Annotated in this window: 15 protein-coding genes; all 15 read left to right on the forward strand. The window is 71.6% G+C overall.

Features of this window, described 5'->3' with window-relative positions:
- Nucleotides 1-47: 47 nt before the first annotated feature.
- The 15 genes from ftsL (at nt 48) to ABEB00_RS26475 (ending at nt 16913) form a co-directional block, all read left to right on the forward strand.
- Nucleotides 48-521 (forward strand): cell division protein FtsL, encoded by a 474-nt coding sequence (ftsL, locus tag ABEB00_RS26405; RefSeq protein ID WP_345622795.1) that lies wholly within the window; start codon nt 48-50, stop codon nt 519-521.
- The gene (locus tag ABEB00_RS26410) at nt 518-2485 is read left to right on the forward strand and encodes a peptidoglycan D,D-transpeptidase FtsI family protein (protein ID WP_345622797.1); all 1968 of its coding nucleotides are present in this window, start codon (nt 518-520) and stop codon (nt 2483-2485) included. Before ftsL ends, ABEB00_RS26410 begins: the two co-directional genes overlap by 4 nt.
- A gap of 163 nt (nt 2486-2648) precedes the next feature.
- Entirely contained in the window at nt 2649-4169 is a 1521-nt protein-coding gene (locus ABEB00_RS26415) for a UDP-N-acetylmuramoyl-L-alanyl-D-glutamate--2,6-diaminopimelate ligase (RefSeq protein ID WP_345622873.1), read from the forward strand.
- 37 nt (nt 4170-4206) lie between these two features.
- Nucleotides 4207-5622, forward strand: a complete 1416-nt coding sequence (locus tag ABEB00_RS26420; protein ID WP_345622799.1) for a UDP-N-acetylmuramoyl-tripeptide--D-alanyl-D-alanine ligase — start codon at nt 4207-4209, stop codon at nt 5620-5622.
- A complete protein-coding gene (gene mraY / locus ABEB00_RS26425; RefSeq protein WP_345622874.1) occupies nt 5622-6713 on the forward strand; it encodes a phospho-N-acetylmuramoyl-pentapeptide-transferase in 1092 nt (363 codons plus the stop codon). The genes ABEB00_RS26420 and mraY overlap by 1 nt, the downstream gene beginning before the upstream one ends.
- The gene (murD, locus tag ABEB00_RS26430) at nt 6695-8164 is read left to right on the forward strand and encodes a UDP-N-acetylmuramoyl-L-alanine--D-glutamate ligase (RefSeq protein ID WP_345622802.1); all 1470 of its coding nucleotides are present in this window, start codon (nt 6695-6697) and stop codon (nt 8162-8164) included. The genes mraY and murD overlap by 19 nt, the downstream gene beginning before the upstream one ends.
- Before the next feature lie 75 nt (nt 8165-8239).
- Nucleotides 8240-9598 (forward strand): putative lipid II flippase FtsW, encoded by a 1359-nt coding sequence (gene ftsW, locus ABEB00_RS26435; RefSeq protein ID WP_345622804.1) that lies wholly within the window; start codon nt 8240-8242, stop codon nt 9596-9598.
- Nucleotides 9599-9604: 6 nt separating this feature from the next.
- Nucleotides 9605-10702, forward strand: a complete 1098-nt coding sequence (gene murG / locus ABEB00_RS26440; RefSeq protein ID WP_345622806.1) for an undecaprenyldiphospho-muramoylpentapeptide beta-N-acetylglucosaminyltransferase — start codon at nt 9605-9607, stop codon at nt 10700-10702.
- 25 nt (nt 10703-10727) lie between these two features.
- Nucleotides 10728-11522, forward strand: coding sequence for a cell division protein FtsQ/DivIB (locus ABEB00_RS26445; RefSeq protein WP_345622807.1), 795 nt, complete (start codon nt 10728-10730; stop codon nt 11520-11522).
- Nucleotides 11523-11809: 287 nt separating this feature from the next.
- Entirely contained in the window at nt 11810-13009 is a 1200-nt protein-coding gene (ftsZ, locus tag ABEB00_RS26450; protein WP_345622808.1) for a cell division protein FtsZ, read from the forward strand.
- Complete coding sequence (pgeF, locus tag ABEB00_RS26455; RefSeq protein WP_345622810.1) at nt 13006-13734, forward strand: peptidoglycan editing factor PgeF; 729 nt, start codon at nt 13006-13008, stop codon at nt 13732-13734. Before ftsZ ends, pgeF begins: the two co-directional genes overlap by 4 nt.
- Before the next feature lie 6 nt (nt 13735-13740).
- Nucleotides 13741-14460 carry a YggS family pyridoxal phosphate-dependent enzyme gene (locus ABEB00_RS26460; RefSeq protein WP_345622812.1) on the forward strand — a complete coding sequence of 240 codons (720 nt, stop codon included), beginning with the start codon at nt 13741-13743 and terminating at the stop codon, nt 14458-14460.
- Between the two features lie 129 nt (nt 14461-14589).
- The gene (locus tag ABEB00_RS26465; RefSeq protein WP_345622814.1) at nt 14590-15231 is read left to right on the forward strand and encodes a cell division protein SepF; all 642 of its coding nucleotides are present in this window, start codon (nt 14590-14592) and stop codon (nt 15229-15231) included.
- Nucleotides 15232-15277: 46 nt separating this feature from the next.
- Nucleotides 15278-15562, forward strand: coding sequence for a YggT family protein (locus ABEB00_RS26470; protein WP_030248691.1), 285 nt, complete (start codon nt 15278-15280; stop codon nt 15560-15562).
- Nucleotides 15563-15617: 55 nt separating this feature from the next.
- Nucleotides 15618-16913 (forward strand): DivIVA domain-containing protein, encoded by a 1296-nt coding sequence (locus ABEB00_RS26475; RefSeq protein WP_345622815.1) that lies wholly within the window; start codon nt 15618-15620, stop codon nt 16911-16913.
- Nucleotides 16914-16953 lie beyond the last annotated feature (40 nt).

A 16953-nucleotide genomic window follows, 5' to 3' on the forward strand; every position in this document is an offset into this window, starting at 1 on the left:
CGGCAGGCCAGGCGGGGGCGGCGCGGGCCCGGACCGAGGGAGGGGCAGTGAGCGGCAGACCGGAACTGAGGGGGAGGGCCGCGCGGCTCGCCCAGCTCTTCCCGACCGGCGGGCGGCAGGCCGCCCGCACCCCCTTCGTCCTCCTGGTGGTGGTGCTCCTCGGCGGCGGCCTGATCACCCTGCTGGTGCTGAACTCGGCGCTGAGCGAGGGATCGTTCCAGCTCGACGACCTCAAGCAGCAGACCAAGGAACTCACCGACGAGGAACAGGCCCTCCAGCACGACGTGGACGCCTACTCCGCCCCCCAGGCCCTCCAGCGCCGCGCCCGCGAACTGGGCATGGTCCCCGGCGGCGACCCCGCCTTCCTCGCCCCCGACGGCACCGTCAGGGGCGAGCCCGGCCCGGCCTCCGCCTCCGGTACGACCCCCCTGGTCATCGCCCCCGAGGCGCTCACCGCGCCCCCGGCCGCAGCGCCGGCCCGGGCGGCGACGCCCCCCTCGAACCCGACCCCCGGCAGGTGACGGAAGTGTCCGACAGGGAACCGACGCGCCGCCGTGTGCCCGGACCCGCCAGGCCCGTCCGTCCGCAAGGACGGCGCGTACCCGGCCCCGGTGCCCGTCCCGTCCGCCGTCCGGGCCCGTCCCGGCCGGCCCCGCCCAAGGTGATCCGGCTCGGCAGCCCCCGCCCCCGGCTGCGGCTGATCGGGTTCGTGCTGGCCCTCGTACTGATCGCCTTCCTGGTACGGCTGCTCCAGGTGCAGGCCGTCGACGCCGGCACGTACGCCGCCAAGGCCGAGCAGAACCGCTACGTCGTGCACACGCTGACCGCCGCCCGCGGCGGCATCACCGACCGCGACGGCGTGGCCCTGGCGACCACCGTGGACGCGTACGACATCACGGCCGACCCGACCATGTTCACCCGCGCGCAGCTCAAGGTCGGTGACGGGCCCGAGCAGGCCGCGGCGCTGCTCGCGCCGATCCTCGGCGAGGACGAGGACGACCTGGTCGCGAAGCTCCGCCCGCAGAACAAGGACCTGCGCTACGTCCGCCTGGCGCGCTCCAAGACCCCGCAGGAGTGGAACCAGATCCAGGATCTGAAGACCGCCCTGTCCGAGAAGGCGGGGACCGACGCGTCGGCCGTCAACGTCCTGGCCGGCGTCTTCGCCGACCCCAGCAGCAAGCGGATCTACCCCAACGCCGAACTCGCGGCCGGCATCCTCGGCTGGGTCAACTCCGAGGGCGAGGGCAGCGGCGGCCTCGAACGCCAGCTCGACAAGACGCTGGCCGGGCAGGACGGCAAGATCCGTTACGCCCAGTCCGGCGGCCACCAGGTCCCGACCATCGGCGCCAACGAGACGCCCGCCGTGCCCGGCAGCGACGTCGAGCTGACCATCGACCGGGACATCCAGTGGGCCGCCCAGGACGCCATCAGCGAGCAGGTCGAGAAGTCCGAGGCCGACGGCGGCTACGTCATCGTCCAGGACACCCGGACCGGCGAGATCCTCGCGATGGCCAACTCGCCCGGCTTCGACCCCGGCGACCTGGCCCACGCCGACCCGCAGGCCCTCGGCAACGCGGCCCTCCAGGACGCCTTCGAGCCCGGCTCGACCGCCAAGGTGATGTCGATGGCCGCCGTGCTGGAGGAGAAGACCGCCACGCCGGACACCCACGTCACCGTCCCCAACCGGCTGCACCGCGGCGACCGGCTCTTCAAGGACGACATCGACCATCCCACCTGGTACCTCACGCTCAACGGCGTGCTCGCCAAGTCCAGCAACATCGGCACCATCCTGGCCACCGGGGAACTGGGCAAGAACCAGCGCGAGGCCAACCAGGTCCTCTACTCCTACCTGCGCAAGTTCGGCCTCGGCAGCTACAGCGGCCTGGACTTCCCCGGCGAGACCAAGGGCATCCTCGCGCCGCCCGACCAGTGGTCGACCTCGCAGCAGTACACGATCCCTTTCGGCCAGGGCGTCTCCCTCACCGCGCTCCAGGCGGCCTCCGTCTACTCCACCATCGCCAACGGCGGCGTCCGCGTGGAGCCCAGTCTGGTGCGGGGCACCAAGGAGGCCGACGGGCGCGTGACGCCCGCCGCGAAGCCCAGGAAGACCCGTGTGATCAGCGAGGGGACGGCGAAGACCCTCGCGCACATGCTGGAGTCGGTCGTCGACGACGAGGAGGGCACCGGCACCAGGGCCCGGATCCCGGGATACCGGGTGGCGGGCAAGACGGGCACGGCCAACCGGGTGGATCCGGCCACCGGCCAGTACAAGGGCTACACCTCGTCGTTCGCCGGGTTCGCCCCCGCCGACCAGCCCCGCGTCACCGTCTACTGCGCCATCCAGAACGCCACCGAGGGCAGCTACTTCGGCGGCCAGATCTGCGGACCCGTCTACAAGCAGGTCATGGAGTTCGCCCTGAAGAGCCTCCAGGTCCCGCCGACCGGGGCCGACCCCGCCCGCCTTCCGGTCACCTTCCAGCCCTGATCAGCACCGAGCCACCAGGAACCACCCCGTGACAACGATCACCCCCGATCCCGGGAACCGAAACGGCCCCCGCACCTCACTTCGCCCCCAGGCGGGTGGGCCCGGTACGCTCACCGCCGTGCCACAGCCTGATCACTCCCAAACCACCCAGAAGGGCCACCCCGTGACCTATCCGGGACCGCCCCGGCCGGAACAGGTCTCCGCCACCTCCCTCGCGGAACTCGCCGGACAACTGGGTGCCACCGCCCCGCGGACCACCGCCGAGGTCACGGGCATCACCCACGACTCGCGTGCCGTCCGCCCCGGCGACCTGTACGCCGCCCTGCCCGGCGCCCGCGCGCACGGCGCCGAGTTCGTCACCCAGGCCGCCGGCCTCGGCGCCGCCGCGGTGCTGACCGACCCGGCCGGCGCCGAGCGCGCCGCCGCCACCGGCCTGCCGGTGCTGGAGGTCGCGGACCCCCGGCGCCACATGGGTGAACTGGCGGCCACGATCTACGGCCACCCGGGCCGCGACCTGCTCCAGATCGGCATCACCGGCACCTCCGGCAAGACCACCACCGCCTACCTGGTGGAGGGCGGCCTGCGGACCGCCCGGACCACCGGTCTGATCGGCACGGTCGAGATGCGCATCGGCGACGAGCGCATCAAGTCGGAGCGGACCACCCCCGAGGCCACCGACCTCCAGGCGCTCTTCGCGGTGATGCGCGAACGCGGCACCGAGGCGGTCGCCATGGAGGTCTCCAGCCACGCCCTGGTGCTCGGCCGGGTCGACGGCTGCGTCTTCGACGTCGCGGTCTTCACCAACCTCAGCCCGGAGCACATGGAGTTCCACTCCGGCATGGAGGACTACTTCCAGGCCAAGGCACGGCTGTTCACCCCCGAGCGCAGCAGGCTCGGCGTGGTCAACGCCGACGACGAGTACGGCCGCCGGCTCGCCGCGGAGGCGACCGTCCCGGTCGTCACCTACTCGGCCGAGGGCCACCCCGACGCCGACTGGCGCGCCGAGGACGTCGTGGTCGGCCCGCTGGACTCGACGTTCACCGCCGTCGGCCCGAAGGGCGAGCGGATCACCGCCCGCTCGCCGCTGGCCGGACCGTTCAACGTGGCCAACACCCTCGCCGCGATCGTCGCCCTGGCCGTCGCCGGGCTCGACCCGCGGACCGCCGCCGACGGCGTCGCCGCGGTACCGGGCGTGCCGGGCCGGCTGGAACGCGTGGACGAGGGGCAGCCCTACTTCGCGGTGGTGGACTACGCCCACAAGACGGACGCGGTCGAATCGGTCCTCAAGGCGCTGCGCAAGGTCACCGAGGGCAAGCTGCACCTCGTCCTCGGCTGCGGCGGCGACCGCGACCGCACCAAACGGCAGCCGATGGGCGCCGCCGCCGCCCGGTACGCCGACACGGCCGTGCTGACCTCCGACAACCCCCGCTCCGAGGACCCCCTCGCGATCCTCGCCACCATGCTGCAGGGCGCCGCGTCGGTGCCCGCGCACGAGCGCGGCGAGGTCCAGGTCTTCGAGGACCGGGCCGCCGCGATCGCCGCCGCCGTCGCCCGGGCCGAGCCCGGCGACACCGTGGTGGTCGCGGGCAAGGGCCACGAGCAGGGCCAGGACATCGCCGGGGTGGTCCGTCCGTTCGACGACCGCCTGGTGCTTCGCGAAGCCATCCAGCAGACCCAGGGATGAACTCCCGCATGATCCGAATGATCCAGGGGATGAACTTGTGATCGCCCTCTCCCTCGCCGAGATCGCAGAAGTCGTCGGCGGGCAGATGCACGACATACCGGATCCGTCCGCCGAGGTGACCGGGCCGGTGGTCCGGGACTCCCGCGAGGCGGGACCCGGCTCCCTCTTCGTCGCCTTCGCCGGCGAGCGCGTGGACGGCCACGACTTCGCCGCCGCGGTCGTCGCGGCGGGCGCGGCGGCCGTGCTCGGCTCCCGGCCCGTCGGCGTGCCCGCGATCGTCGTGGACGACGTCCGGGCCGCCCTGGGCGCCCTCGCCCGTCACGTCGTACGGCGCCTGGGGGCCACCCTGGTGGCGCTCACCGGCTCGGCCGGCAAGACCAGCACCAAGGACCTCATCGCCCAGGTGCTCCGGCGCAAGGCGCCGACGGTCTTCACCCCCGGGTCGCTCAACAACGAGATCGGGCTGCCGCTGACCGCCCTCACCGCCACCGAGGAGACCGCCTTCCTCGTCCTGGAGATGGGCGCCCGCGGCATCGGGCACATCCGGTACCTCACCGAACTGACCCCGCCGCGCATCGGACTCGTCCTCAACGTCGGCTCCGCGCACCTCGGCGAGTTCGGCGGCCGGGAACAGATCGCCCAGGCCAAGGGCGAGTTGGTGGAGGCGCTCCCGGCGGCCGGCGAGGGGGGCGTCGCGGTCCTCAACGCGGACGATCCCCACGTACGGGCCATGGCCTCCCGTACGACGGCGAAGGTGATCCTTTTCGGAGAGTCCGGCGAAGCGGACGTACGAGCCGAGAACGTGCGACTCACGGACAGCGGACAGCCCGCCTTCAGCCTTCACACACCCTCCGGTGCAAGCGATGTGACCATGCGCCTGTACGGTGAGCACCACGTGTCGAACGCGCTCGCCGCGGCCGCCGTCGCCCACGAGTTGGGCATGTCCGCTGACGAGATCGCCGTCGCGCTCTCCGAGGCGGGCTCCCTCTCCCGCTGGCGGATGGAGGTCACCGAGCGCCCGGACGGCGTGACGGTCGTCAACGACGCCTACAACGCGAATCCCGAGTCCATGAAGGCGGCGCTGCGCGCGCTGGCCGCCATGGGCCGGGGACGCCGGACGTGGGCGGTGCTCGGCAAGATGGCCGAGCTGGGGGACGAGGCGCTCGCCGAGCACGACGCGGTCGGACGGCTCGCCGTCCGGCTCAACGTCAGCAAGCTCGTGGCGGTCGGGGGCAGGGAAGCCCACTGGCTGCGACTGGGCGCATACAACGAGGGTTCGTGGGGTGAGGAGTCGGTGCACGTGTCCGACGCACAGGCGGCGGTCGACCTGTTGCGCAGCGAGCTGCGCCCGGGTGACGTCGTGCTCGTGAAGGCGTCCCGTTCGGTGGGGCTGGAGGGCGTCGCCGCGGCGCTGCTCGACACCGGTGCCGAGGGCGAGGTAGCCGCCCGATGATGAAGCAGATCCTGTTCGCGGGAGTCATCGGCCTCTTCCTGACGCTGGTCGGCACTCCGCTGCTGATCAAGCTCCTCGCCCGCAAGGGCTACGGCCAGTACATCCGCGACGACGGCCCGCGCGAGCACGCCAGCAAGCGCGGTACGCCGACGATGGGCGGTATCGCCTTCATCTTCGCGACGGTCGCCGCCTACTTCCTGGCCAAGCTCATCACGAGCTACCTGGACCCGGAGGCCGACGCGGCGCCGACCTTCTCCGGCCTGCTGGTGCTGGGCCTGATGGTCGGCATGGGCCTGGTCGGCTTCCTGGACGACTACATCAAGATCGTGAAGCGGCGTTCGCTGGGCCTGCGGGCCAAGGCGAAGATGGCCGGCCAGCTCATCGTCGGCATCGCCTTCGCGGTGCTCGCGCTGCAGTTCGCGGACAACCGCGGCAACACCCCGGCCTCCACGAAGCTCTCCTTCATCACGGACTTCGGCTGGACCATCGGCCCGGTGCTGTTCGTGGTCTGGGCGCTGTTCATGATCCTGGCGATGTCGAACGGCGTGAACCTGACGGACGGTCTGGACGGCCTGGCCACCGGCGCCTCCGTCCTCGTCTTCGGCGCCTACACCTTCATCGGCGTCTGGCAGTTCCAGGAGTCCTGCGCCAACGCGCAGTCCCTGACCAACCCGGGCGCCTGCTACGAGGTGCGCGACCCGCTCGACCTGGCGGTGGTGGCCTCCGCGCTGATGGGAGCCTGCCTCGGCTTCCTGTGGTGGAACACCTCGCCGGCCAAGATCTTCATGGGCGACACCGGTTCGCTCGCGCTCGGCGGCGTGCTCGCGGGGCTGGCGATCTGCTCCCGCACCGAGCTGCTGATGGCCATCCTCGGCGGCCTGTTCGTCCTGATCACCATGTCCGTGGTGATCCAGGTCGGCTCCTTCCGGATGACCGGGAAGCGGGTCTTCCGAATGGCCCCGCTCCAGCACCACTTCGAACTCAAAGGCTGGTCCGAAGTCCTTGTGGTGGTCCGCTTCTGGATCATCCAGGGCATCTGTGTGATCGTCGGACTGGGCCTCTTCTACGCGGGATGGGCAGCGGAAAAGTGACCTCACCGGCGTCCTCGGAGTTCACGGGCAAGCACGTCGTCGTCGCCGGGCTCGGCGTCTCCGGCGTCCCGGCCGCCAGGGTGCTGCACCGCCTCGGCGCGCGCGTCACGGTCGTCAACGACCGCGCCGACGAGCGCGCCCGGGCGCAGGCGGCCGAACTGGAGGCGCTCGGCGTCACCGTGCGCCTCGGCGACGGCACGCCATCCGGCGGCGACGGCGCCGCGCGCCTGCCCGAGGGCGCCGAACTGGTCGTCACCGCACCCGGCTGGAAGCCCGACAAGCCGCTCTTCACCGCCGCCCGCGAGGCCGGCGTCCCGGTCTGGGGCGACGTCGAACTCGCCTGGCGGCTGCGCGGCCCCGGGGCCGCTCCCTGGCTCGCGGTCACCGGCACCAACGGCAAGACCACCACCGTCCAGATGCTCGCCGCCATCCTGAAGGCGGCCGGCCTGCGCACGGCCGCCGTCGGCAACATCGGCGTCTCGCTCCTGGACGCGGTCACCGGCGAGGAGCGCTACGACGTCCTCGCCGTGGAGCTGTCCAGCTACCAGCTCCACTGGGCGCCCTCGCTGCGCGCCCACTCGGCGGCCGTCCTCAACCTCGCCCCGGACCACCTCGACTGGCACGGCTCCATGGCGGCGTACGCCGCCGACAAGGGCCGCATCTACGAGGGCAACCAGGTCGCCTGCGTCTACAACGCCGACGCCACCGACAAGCCGTCCACCGAGGACCTGGTCCGCGAGGCGGACGTCGAGGAGGGCTGCCGGGCGATCGGCTTCACCCTCGGCGCCCCGGCCCCCTCCCAACTCGGCGTGGTGGACGGCATCCTGGTCGACCGCGCCTTCGTGGCCGACCGGCAGAAGAACGCCCAGGAGCTGGCCGAGGTCACGGACGTGACCCCGGCCGCCCCGCACAACATCGCCAACGCCCTGGCCGCCGCCGCCCTCGCCCGCGCCTACGGCGTCTCCGCGGCGGCCGTCCGGGACGGGCTGCGCGCCTTCACCCCGGACGCCCACCGCATCGCGCACGTCGCGGACGTCGACGGGGTGGCCTACGTGAACGACTCCAAGGCGACCAACACCCACGCCGCCGCCGCCTCGTTGGCGGCGTACGAGCCGATCGTGTGGATCGCGGGCGGACTGGCGAAGGGCGCCGCCTTCGACGAACTGGTCGCGGGGGCGGCCGGGCGGCTGCGCGGGGTGGTCCTCATCGGCGCCGAGCGGGCGCTGATCGCCGAAGCCCTGGCGCGACACGCCCCCCAGGTACCCGTGGTCGACCTCGACCGGACCGACACTGGGGCGATGCTCCAGGCCGTCCGGGAGGCGCGGCGACTCGCCCGGCCCGGCGACACGGTACTGCTGGCCCCGGCCTGTGCCTCCATGGACATGTTCGCCAACTACAACAAGCGCGGTGACGCGTTCGCGGACGCCGTTCGCGAACTCGGCGCCCCGTAGACCCGGCCGCCCCTGCCGGGCGACCATGGGAGGGACGCGTGGCTCGGTCCAGGCCGACGTACAGCGGAGGCCGCTATGCCCGGTAGCCGTACCGGCCGTCCGCCCGCGCGGCGGGCCGTCCGACGGCCCGCCGCCCCGGGCCCGGCCCCCCAGAACCCCGTGGTGCGCCTCCACACGCGCCTGCAGCGGGCCTGGGACCGGCCGCTGACCGCCTACTACCTGATCCTCGGCGGCAGCGCGCTGATCACGGTGCTCGGCCTGGTGATGGTCTACTCGGCCTCTCAGATCACCGCGCTCCAGCTCTCGCTGCCGGGTTCGTACTTCTTCCGCAAACAGTTCCTGGCGGCCGCGATCGGCGCCGGGCTGCTGCTGGCCGCCATGCGGATGCCGGTCAGACTGCACCGCGCGCTGGCCTACCCGATCCTGGCCGGCGCGGTCTTCCTGATGGCCCTGGTGCAGGTGCCGGGGATAGGCCGGTCGGTCAACGGCAACCAGAACTGGATCTCCGTCGGCGGGCCCTTCCAGCTCCAGCCCAGCGAGTTCGGCAAGCTCGCCCTGGTGCTGTGGGGCGCCGACCTGCTCGCCCGCAAGCAGGACAAGCGGATGCTGACGCAGTGGAAGCACATGCTGGTGCCGCTGGTGCCGGTCGCCTTCATGCTGCTCGGGCTGATCATGCTCGGCGGCGACATGGGCACGGCGATCATCCTGACGGCCATCCTGTTCGGCCTGCTGTGGCTGGCGGGCGCGCCCACCCGGATGTTCGCCGGCGTGCTCTCGGTGGCGGCGCTGCTCGGTGTGATCCTGATCAAGACCAACCCCAACCGCATGGCCCGGCTCGCCTGCATCGGCGCCACCGACCCCGGTCCGGGCGACTCGTGCTGGCAGGCGGTGCACGGCATCTACGCCCTCGCCTCCGGCGGGCTGTTCGGGTCCGGGCTCGGCGCGAGTGTGGAGAAATGGGGACAACTTCCCGAGGCGCACACCGACTTCATCTTCGCCATCACCGGCGAGGAACTGGGGCTGGCGGGCACACTGTCGGTACTCGCCCTCTTCGCGGCTCTAGGCTATGCGGGTATCCGCGTGGCCGGACGCACGGAGGACCCCTTCGTGAGGTATGCCGCGGGAGGCGTGACCACCTGGATCACGGCCCAGGCCGTGATCAACATCGGTGCGGTCCTCGGGCTGCTGCCGATCGCCGGCGTCCCGCTCCCGCTGTTCTCCTACGGGGGTTCCGCCCTGCTGCCGACCATGTTCGCCATCGGGTTGCTGATCGCCTTCGCGCGCGACGAGCCCGCTGCGCGAGCGGCGCTTGCGATGCGGCAACCTCGCTTTGGTAGAAAGCGGCCCGGGGGTACTCCGTCCAAGCGGAACCCCCGGAGATGGAACACGATGCGACGGCGTGCCTCGGCGGCACGTTCGTCCGGAGAGCGGTGAATTTCGGTGCATGTCGTACTCGCCGGCGGAGGAACCGCGGGCCACATCGAGCCCGCGCTCGCCCTCGCGGACGCCCTGCGCAGGCAGGACCCGACCGTGGGCATCACGGCCCTGGGCACGGAGCGCGGCCTGGAGACCCGGCTCGTACCCGAGCGGGGGTACGAACTGGCGCTGATCCCCGCCGTACCGCTGCCGCGCAAGCCCACCCCTGAGCTGATCACCGTCCCGGGCCGGCTGCGTGGCACGATCAAGGCGACCGAGCAGATCCTGGAGCGCACCAAGGCCGACGCCGTGGTCGGCTTCGGCGGCTACGTCGCGCTGCCCGGCTATCTCGCGGCCAAGCGCCTCGGAGTGCCGATCATCGTCCACGAGGCCAACGCCCGCCCCGGCCTGGCCAACAAGATCGGCTCCCGGTACGCCCGCCAGGTGGCCGTCTCCACGCCCGACAGCAAGCTGCGCAACTCCCGTTACATCGGCATCCCGCTGCGCCGCTCCATCGCCACCCTGGACCGGGCCGCCGCCCGCCCCGAGGCCCGCGCGCTGTTCGGACTCGACCCCAACCTGCCCACGCTGCTGGTCACCGGCGGTTCGCAGGGCGCCCGCCGCCTCAACGAGGTGGTCCAGCAGGTCGCGCCCTGGCTCCAGCAGGCGGGCATCCAGATCCTGCACGCGGTCGGCCCGAAGAACGAACTGCCGCAGGTCCACCAGATGCCGGGAATGCCCCCGTACATCCCGGTAAGTTACCTGGACCGGATGGACCTCGCGTACGCCGCTGCCGACATGATGCTCTGCCGCGCGGGCGCGATGACCGTCGCCGAACTCTCCGCCGTCGGGCTCCCGGCCGCCTACGTCCCGCTGCCCATCGGCAACGGCGAACAGCGGCTCAACGCCCAGCCGGTGGTCAAGGCCGGCGGCGGACTGCTGGTCGACGACGCGGAGCTGACGCCCGAGTGGGTGCAGCAGAACGTGCTGCCGGTGCTCGCCGACCCGCACCGGCTGTACGAGATGTCCCGCTCCGCCGCCGAGTTCGGCCGCCGGGACGCCGACGAGCTGCTCGTCGGCATGGTGTACGAGGCGATCAGCGCCGCGCGCGCCGAGCGCTAGCCACAGGTGACGGAAGGCAGGGAGCGTGGCCGGAACGACCGCCGCCGAACGCGGTGAACGCCAGCAGGAGTCGTCCGGCCCGCCCCGCGCGCGCCGCTTCGGACCGCCCCGCCTCCGCACGGTCGTCGTCCTGGCCGCCCTCCTGGTGGCCGCCGGGGGCGTGGCCGGCTGGCTGCTGTACGGCTCCGGCTGGTTCCGCGTGGAGCGCGTCACGGCCTCCGGCACCCGCGTCCTGACGCCCGCGCAGGTCCGCGCGGCCGCCGACGTTCCGGTCGGCGAGCCGCTGATCTCCGTGGACACCGCGGCGATCGAGGCGCGGCTGCTGGCCGAACTGCCGCGCCTGGACGCGGTGGCCGTCACGCGTTCCTGGCCGCATGGGATCGGACTGAAAGTGACGGAGCGCACTCCGGTTCTTCTTGTGCGAAAAGACGGAAAATATGTGGAAGTGGACGACGACGGAGTGCGATACGCCACGGTTTCCCGCGCTCCCCGCGGTGTACCCGCACTGAAACTGGCGGTGTCCCGGACCGGCTCGGCCGCGGCGAGCCTGCGCCGCTTCGGCGAGGACCGCCTGGTCCGGGAGGCGGTCCGGGTCGCCGGCCGGGTCCCGGACGCCGTCGCGCGCGACGCGCGGCTGGTCAAGGTGCGTTCCTACGACGACATCTCGCTGGAGTTGAGCGGCGGCCGGACGGTGGCGTGGGGCAGCGGCGAGAAGGGCGCCGAGAAGGCGCGCGCACTCACCGCGCTGATGAAAGCGACGCCGGATGCCCGCCACTTCGACGTGCGGGTCCCCACCGCCCCCGCGTCAGCAGCGAGTTGACGCACATCCGTGCAGGTCAGCACCCTGGTTGGGCGCGCCTATGGCTGATCACATAGGGTGAAAAGAAAAACGGGAGGTTCGGCGTGTTCGTTGAACGCGCGCCACTTGTCGACTTAGTGTCCTGTTCGGAAGACTCCAAGGAACAGACATACTGGTAACCCTAAACTTAAGCGTTAGGGTTCGGGTCGGCGCTACGGACCGCCCCATTCGGCATCAGTCGTCGGGTCCGGGGCAGCAGTTGCCCCGACGATCCGACGACACGTAACTCGAGGCGAGAGGCCTTCGACGTGGCAGCACCGCAGAACTACCTCGCAGTCATCAAAGTCATCGGTGTCGGCGGCGGTGGTGTCAATGCCATCAACCGGATGATCGAGGTCGGTCTCAAGGGCGTCGAGTTCATCGCCATCAACACCGACGCGCAAGCTCTGTTGATGAGCGACGCCGACGTCAAACTGGACGTCGGCCGTGAACTCACCCGCGGACTCGGCGCCGGAGCCAACCCGGCCGTCGGCCGCAAGGCCGCCGAGGATCACCGTGAGGAGATCGAGGAGGTCCTCAAGGGGGCCGACATGGTCTTCGTGACGGCAGGCGAGGGCGGCGGCACCGGCACCGGCGGCGCGCCGGTCGTGGCCAACATCGCCCGCTCGCTCGGCGCCCTCACCATCGGCGTGGTCACCCGCCCGTTCACCTTCGAGGGACGGCGCCGGGCCAACCAGGCCGAGGACGGCATCGCCGAACTCCGCGAAGAGGTCGACACCCTCATCGTCATCCCCAACGACCGGCTGCTCTCCATCTCGGACCGGCAGGTCTCCGTCCTCGACGCCTTCAAGTCGGCGGACCAGGTCCTGCTCTCCGGTGTGCAGGGCATCACCGACCTCATCACCACCCCCGGCCTGATCAACCTGGACTTCGCCGACGTCAAGTCGGTCATGTCCGAGGCCGGTTCGGCGCTCATGGGAATCGGCTCGGCCCGCGGCGACGACCGCGCGGTGGCCGCGGCCGAGATGGCGATCTCCTCGCCGCTCCTGGAAGCGTCCATCGACGGCGCCCGCGGCGTGCTGCTCTCCATCTCCGGCGGCAGCGACCTCGGCCTGTTCGAGATCAACGAGGCCGCCCAACTGGTCAGCGAGGCGGCCCACCCCGAGGCCAACATCATCTTCGGCGCCGTCATCGACGACGCCCTCGGTGACGAGGTCCGGGTCACGGTGATCGCGGCCGGCTTCGACGGCGGCCAGCCGCCCTCCAAGCGGGACACGGTCCTCGGCTCGGCCGCGGCCAAGCGGGAGGAGCCCGCGCCGGTACGGCCGTCCGAGAGCCGTCCGTCGTTCGGCTCGCTCGGCAGCGTCAAGCCGAAGGAGGAGCCGGCGCCGGCCGCCCCGGAGCCGGTGCACGAGCTGCCGCCGGTGGCCCCGCCGCCGGTGCCGCCGTCGCGGAGCTACTCCGACAGCGCGGCCGAGGAACTGGACGTGCCGGACTTCTTGAAGTGATAGGACAGCGCGACACCGTGAGCGGCGCGCACTTCGCCTTCACCGACAGGTGGGGCGGGGTGAGCGCCGTTCCGTACGAGGAGCTGAATCTCGGCGGGGCGGTCGGGGACGACCCCGGCGCCGTGATGGCCAACCGGGAACTGGCCGCCAAGTCGCTCGGCTTCGACGCCGCCCGGGTGGTCTGGATGAACCAGGTGCACGGGACCGGTGTCGCCGTGGTCGACGAGCCCTGGGGCGAGCGGCCGGTGGGGCGGGTCGACGCGACCGTCACGGCGGTCCCGGGCCTGCCGCTCGCCGTGCTCACCGCCGACTGCGTGCCCGTACTGCTCGCCGACCCCGTCGCCGGGGTGGTCGCCGCGGCCCACGCGGGCCGGCCCGGCATGATCGCCGGAGTCGTCCCGGCCACCGTGGCGGCGATGGTCTCGCTCGGCGCCGACCCGGCCCGGATGCTCGCCCGCACCGGACCCGCCGTGTGCGGCCGGTGCTACGAGGTGCCCGAGGCGATGCGCGCCGAGGTGGCCGCCGCCGAGCCGGCCGCGTACGCCGAGACGAGCTGGGGCACGCCGGCGGTCGATGTCGCCGCCGGAGTGCACGCCCAGCTCACGCGCCTCGGCGTGCGCGACCGGGCGCAGTCACCGGTGTGCACCCGGGAGTCCGGGGACCACTTCTCGTACCGCCGCGACCGCACCACCGGTCGGCTCGCGGGCTATGTCTGGCTGGACTGATGGAACATGACGCAACGCAAGGATGAACTCGCCGCGAATCTGGCGGGCGTGGAAGAGCGGATCGCCGCCGCCTGCGCGGCGGCGGGCCGGCCGCGCGAGGCGGTGACCCTGATCGTGGTCACCAAGACCTATCCGGCGAGCGACGTGCGGCTGCTGGCGGAGCTGGGCGTGCGCCACGTCGCCGAGAACCGCGACCAGGACGCGGCACCCAAGGCCGCCGAATGCGCCGACCTGCCGCTCACCTGGCACTTCGTCGGCCAGTTGCAGACCAACAAAGTACGCTCCGTGCTCGGTTACGCCGGCTTCGTGCACTCCGTCGACCGGGCCAGGCTGGTCACGGCGCTGTCGCGGGAGGCGGTACGGGCCGGGCGTGAGACCGGCTGCCTGCTCCAGGTGGCACTGGACGCCGACGCGGGCGGACGCGGCGAGCGGGGCGGTGTGGCGCCCGCGGGGATCGGGGAGTTGGCCGGTCTCGTCGCCGAGGCGCCGGGGCTGCGGCTCGACGGTCTGATGACGGTTGCCCCGTTGAGCGGCGAGTATGCCGGACGCCGGCAGGCCGCCTTCGAGCGCCTCATGGATTTGTCGACCGACCTGCGCCGCGCCCGTCCGGCTGCCACCATGGTCTCGGCAGGGATGACCGCCGATCTTGAGCAGGCCGTGGCGGCCGGAGCGACACATGTGCGCGTCGGTACGGCGGTGCTCGGCGTCCGCCCCAGGCTCGGGTAACGTCGCCAAGAAGTCGGACCACAGCAGAAAATATGGTCATTACCGCCGAAAGGCGGACACAACGACCTCGTGGATCGCGGGCACTTGGCAGTCGTCAGCAGATCCACCACAGAGCGGAGGACTCGGAGCATGGCCGGCGCGATGCGCAAGATGGCGGTCTACCTCGGCCTCGTGGAGGACGACGGGTACGACGGCCGGGGTTTCGACCCCGATGACGACTTCGAACCGGAGCTGGACCCGGAGCCCGAGCGGGACCACCGTCGGCACGAGCCGTCCCACCAGCCCCACGGCTCACATCAGTCCCAAAGGGACGAAGAGGTACGAGTCGTACAACCCCCCGCGCCGCGTGAGCCGGTGGCCCGGTCCACTTCGCCGACCGCGGAATCCGGGCGCCCCGCGCGCATCGCGCCCGTGGCGTCCATCACACAAGAACGCGCGAGCCTGGAAAAGAGCGCACCGGTCATCATGCCCAAGGTCGTGTCCGAACGAGAGCCCTACCGGATCACCACACTTCACCCACGGACCTACAACGAGGCCCGTACCATCGGGGAACACTTCCGTGAGGGCACGCCGGTGATCATGAATCTCACCGAGATGGATGACACGGACGCGAAGCGACTTGTCGACTTCGCGGCCGGCCTGGTGTTCGGTCTGCACGGCAGTATCGAGCGGGTGACGCAGAAGGTGTTCCTGTTGTCGCCTGCTAACGTCGATGTCACGGCGGAGGACAAGGCCCGTATCGCAGAGGGCGGGTTCTTCAACCAGAGCTGAGACGTAACATCGGTTAGTTGGTTCAGGGGAGAGGGAAGCAAGGGGCATGAGCGTGGTCCTGGATGTCGTCTACATCGCGCTGATGTGCTTCCTCATCGTGTTGATCTTCCGGTTGGTCATGGACTACGTCTTCCAGTTCGCCCGCTCGTGGCAACCCGGCAAGGCGATGGTGGTCGTTCTGGAGGCCACCTACACTGTCACCGATCCACCGCTGAAGCTTCTGCGGCGGGTCATCCCGCCGCTGCGTCTCGGGGGCGTGGCGCTCGACCTGTCCTTCTTCGTACTGATGATCATCGTCTACATCCTGATCTCGATCGTGAGCCGGCTGTGATCGATGAGAGAGATACGGGCTTGCCGAATGCCGACGACTACGTTGAGGTGAAGAGATGCCGTTGACCCCCGAGGACGTGCGGAACAAGCAGTTCACGACCGTCCGCCTCCGAGAAGGCTATGACGAGGACGAGGTCGATGCCTTCCTCGACGAGGTCGAAGCCGAACTGACCCGTCTGCTCCGCGAGAACGAGGACCTGCGCGCCAAGCTGGCCGCGGCCACGCGCGCGGCCGCGCAGAACCAGCAGAACCAGCAGAACATGCGCAAGCCCCCGGAGCAGCAGGACCAGCAGCAGGGTGGCATGCCCCAGCAGGGCGGAATGCCCCAGCAGGGTGGGATGCAGCAGGGCGGCATGCCCCAGCAGGGCGGCATGCAGCAGGGCGGAATGCAGCAGGGCGGGATGCCCCACCAGGGCGGAATGCCCCAGCAGGGCATGCGAGGACCCGGCGCTCCGGTGCCCGCCGGCATATCGGGCCCGCCGCAGCAGCAGATGGGTGGCCCCATGGGTGGTCCGCCCCAGTTGCCGAGCGGTGCCCCGCAGCTCCCCGCCGGTCCCGGCGGACAGGGCGGCCCGCAGGGTCCCGGCCAGATGGGCCAGGGTCCGGGTCCGATGGGCCAGGGTCCGATGGGCCAGGGTCCGATGCAGGGACAGATGCAGGGTCAGATGGGTCCCGGCCCGATGGGTGGCCCCATGGGCGGTCCGCAGGGCCCCGGTGGCCCCATGGGCGGTCAGGGCGGCCCCGGTGGCGACAGCGCCGCGCGCGTCCTGTCGCTGGCCCAGCAGACCGCCGACCAGGCGATCGCCGAGGCCCGTTCCGAGGCCAACAAGATCGTCGGCGAGGCGCGTTCGCGGGCCGAGGGTCTTGAGCGGGACGCCCGTTCCAAGGCCGACGCCCTGGAGCGGGACGCGCAGGAGAAGCACCGCGTCGCGATGGGCTCCCTGGAGTCCGCCCGCGCCACGCTGGAGCGCAAGGTCGAGGACCTGCGCGGCTTCGAACGCGAGTACCGCACGCGGCTGAAGTCCTACCTGGAGTCGCAGTTGCGTCAGCTCGAGACCCAGGCCGACGACTCGCTGGCCCCGCCGCGGACCCCCGCGACGGCGTCCCTCCCGCCGTCCCCGGCGCCCTCGATGGCTCCGGCCGGTGCGAGCGCCCCGTCCTACGGCGGCAACCCGTCCATGGGCGGTGGCCCCGGCCAGCAGTCCGGGCCGTCCTACGGCGGCGGACAGCAGCAGATGTCTCCGGCGATGACCCAGCCGATGGCGCCGGTACGTCCGCAGGGCGGGCCGTCGCCGATGGGACAGGCGCCCTCGCCGATGCGCGGGTTCCTGATCGACGAGGACGACAACTGAGGAGCGCTGACGACCGGTAGTACGGCGTAGCGTTCGGCAG

This window comes from Streptomyces ziwulingensis (assembly GCF_039542605.1).
GTDB lineage: Bacteria > Actinomycetota > Actinomycetes > Streptomycetales > Streptomycetaceae > Streptomyces > Streptomyces ziwulingensis.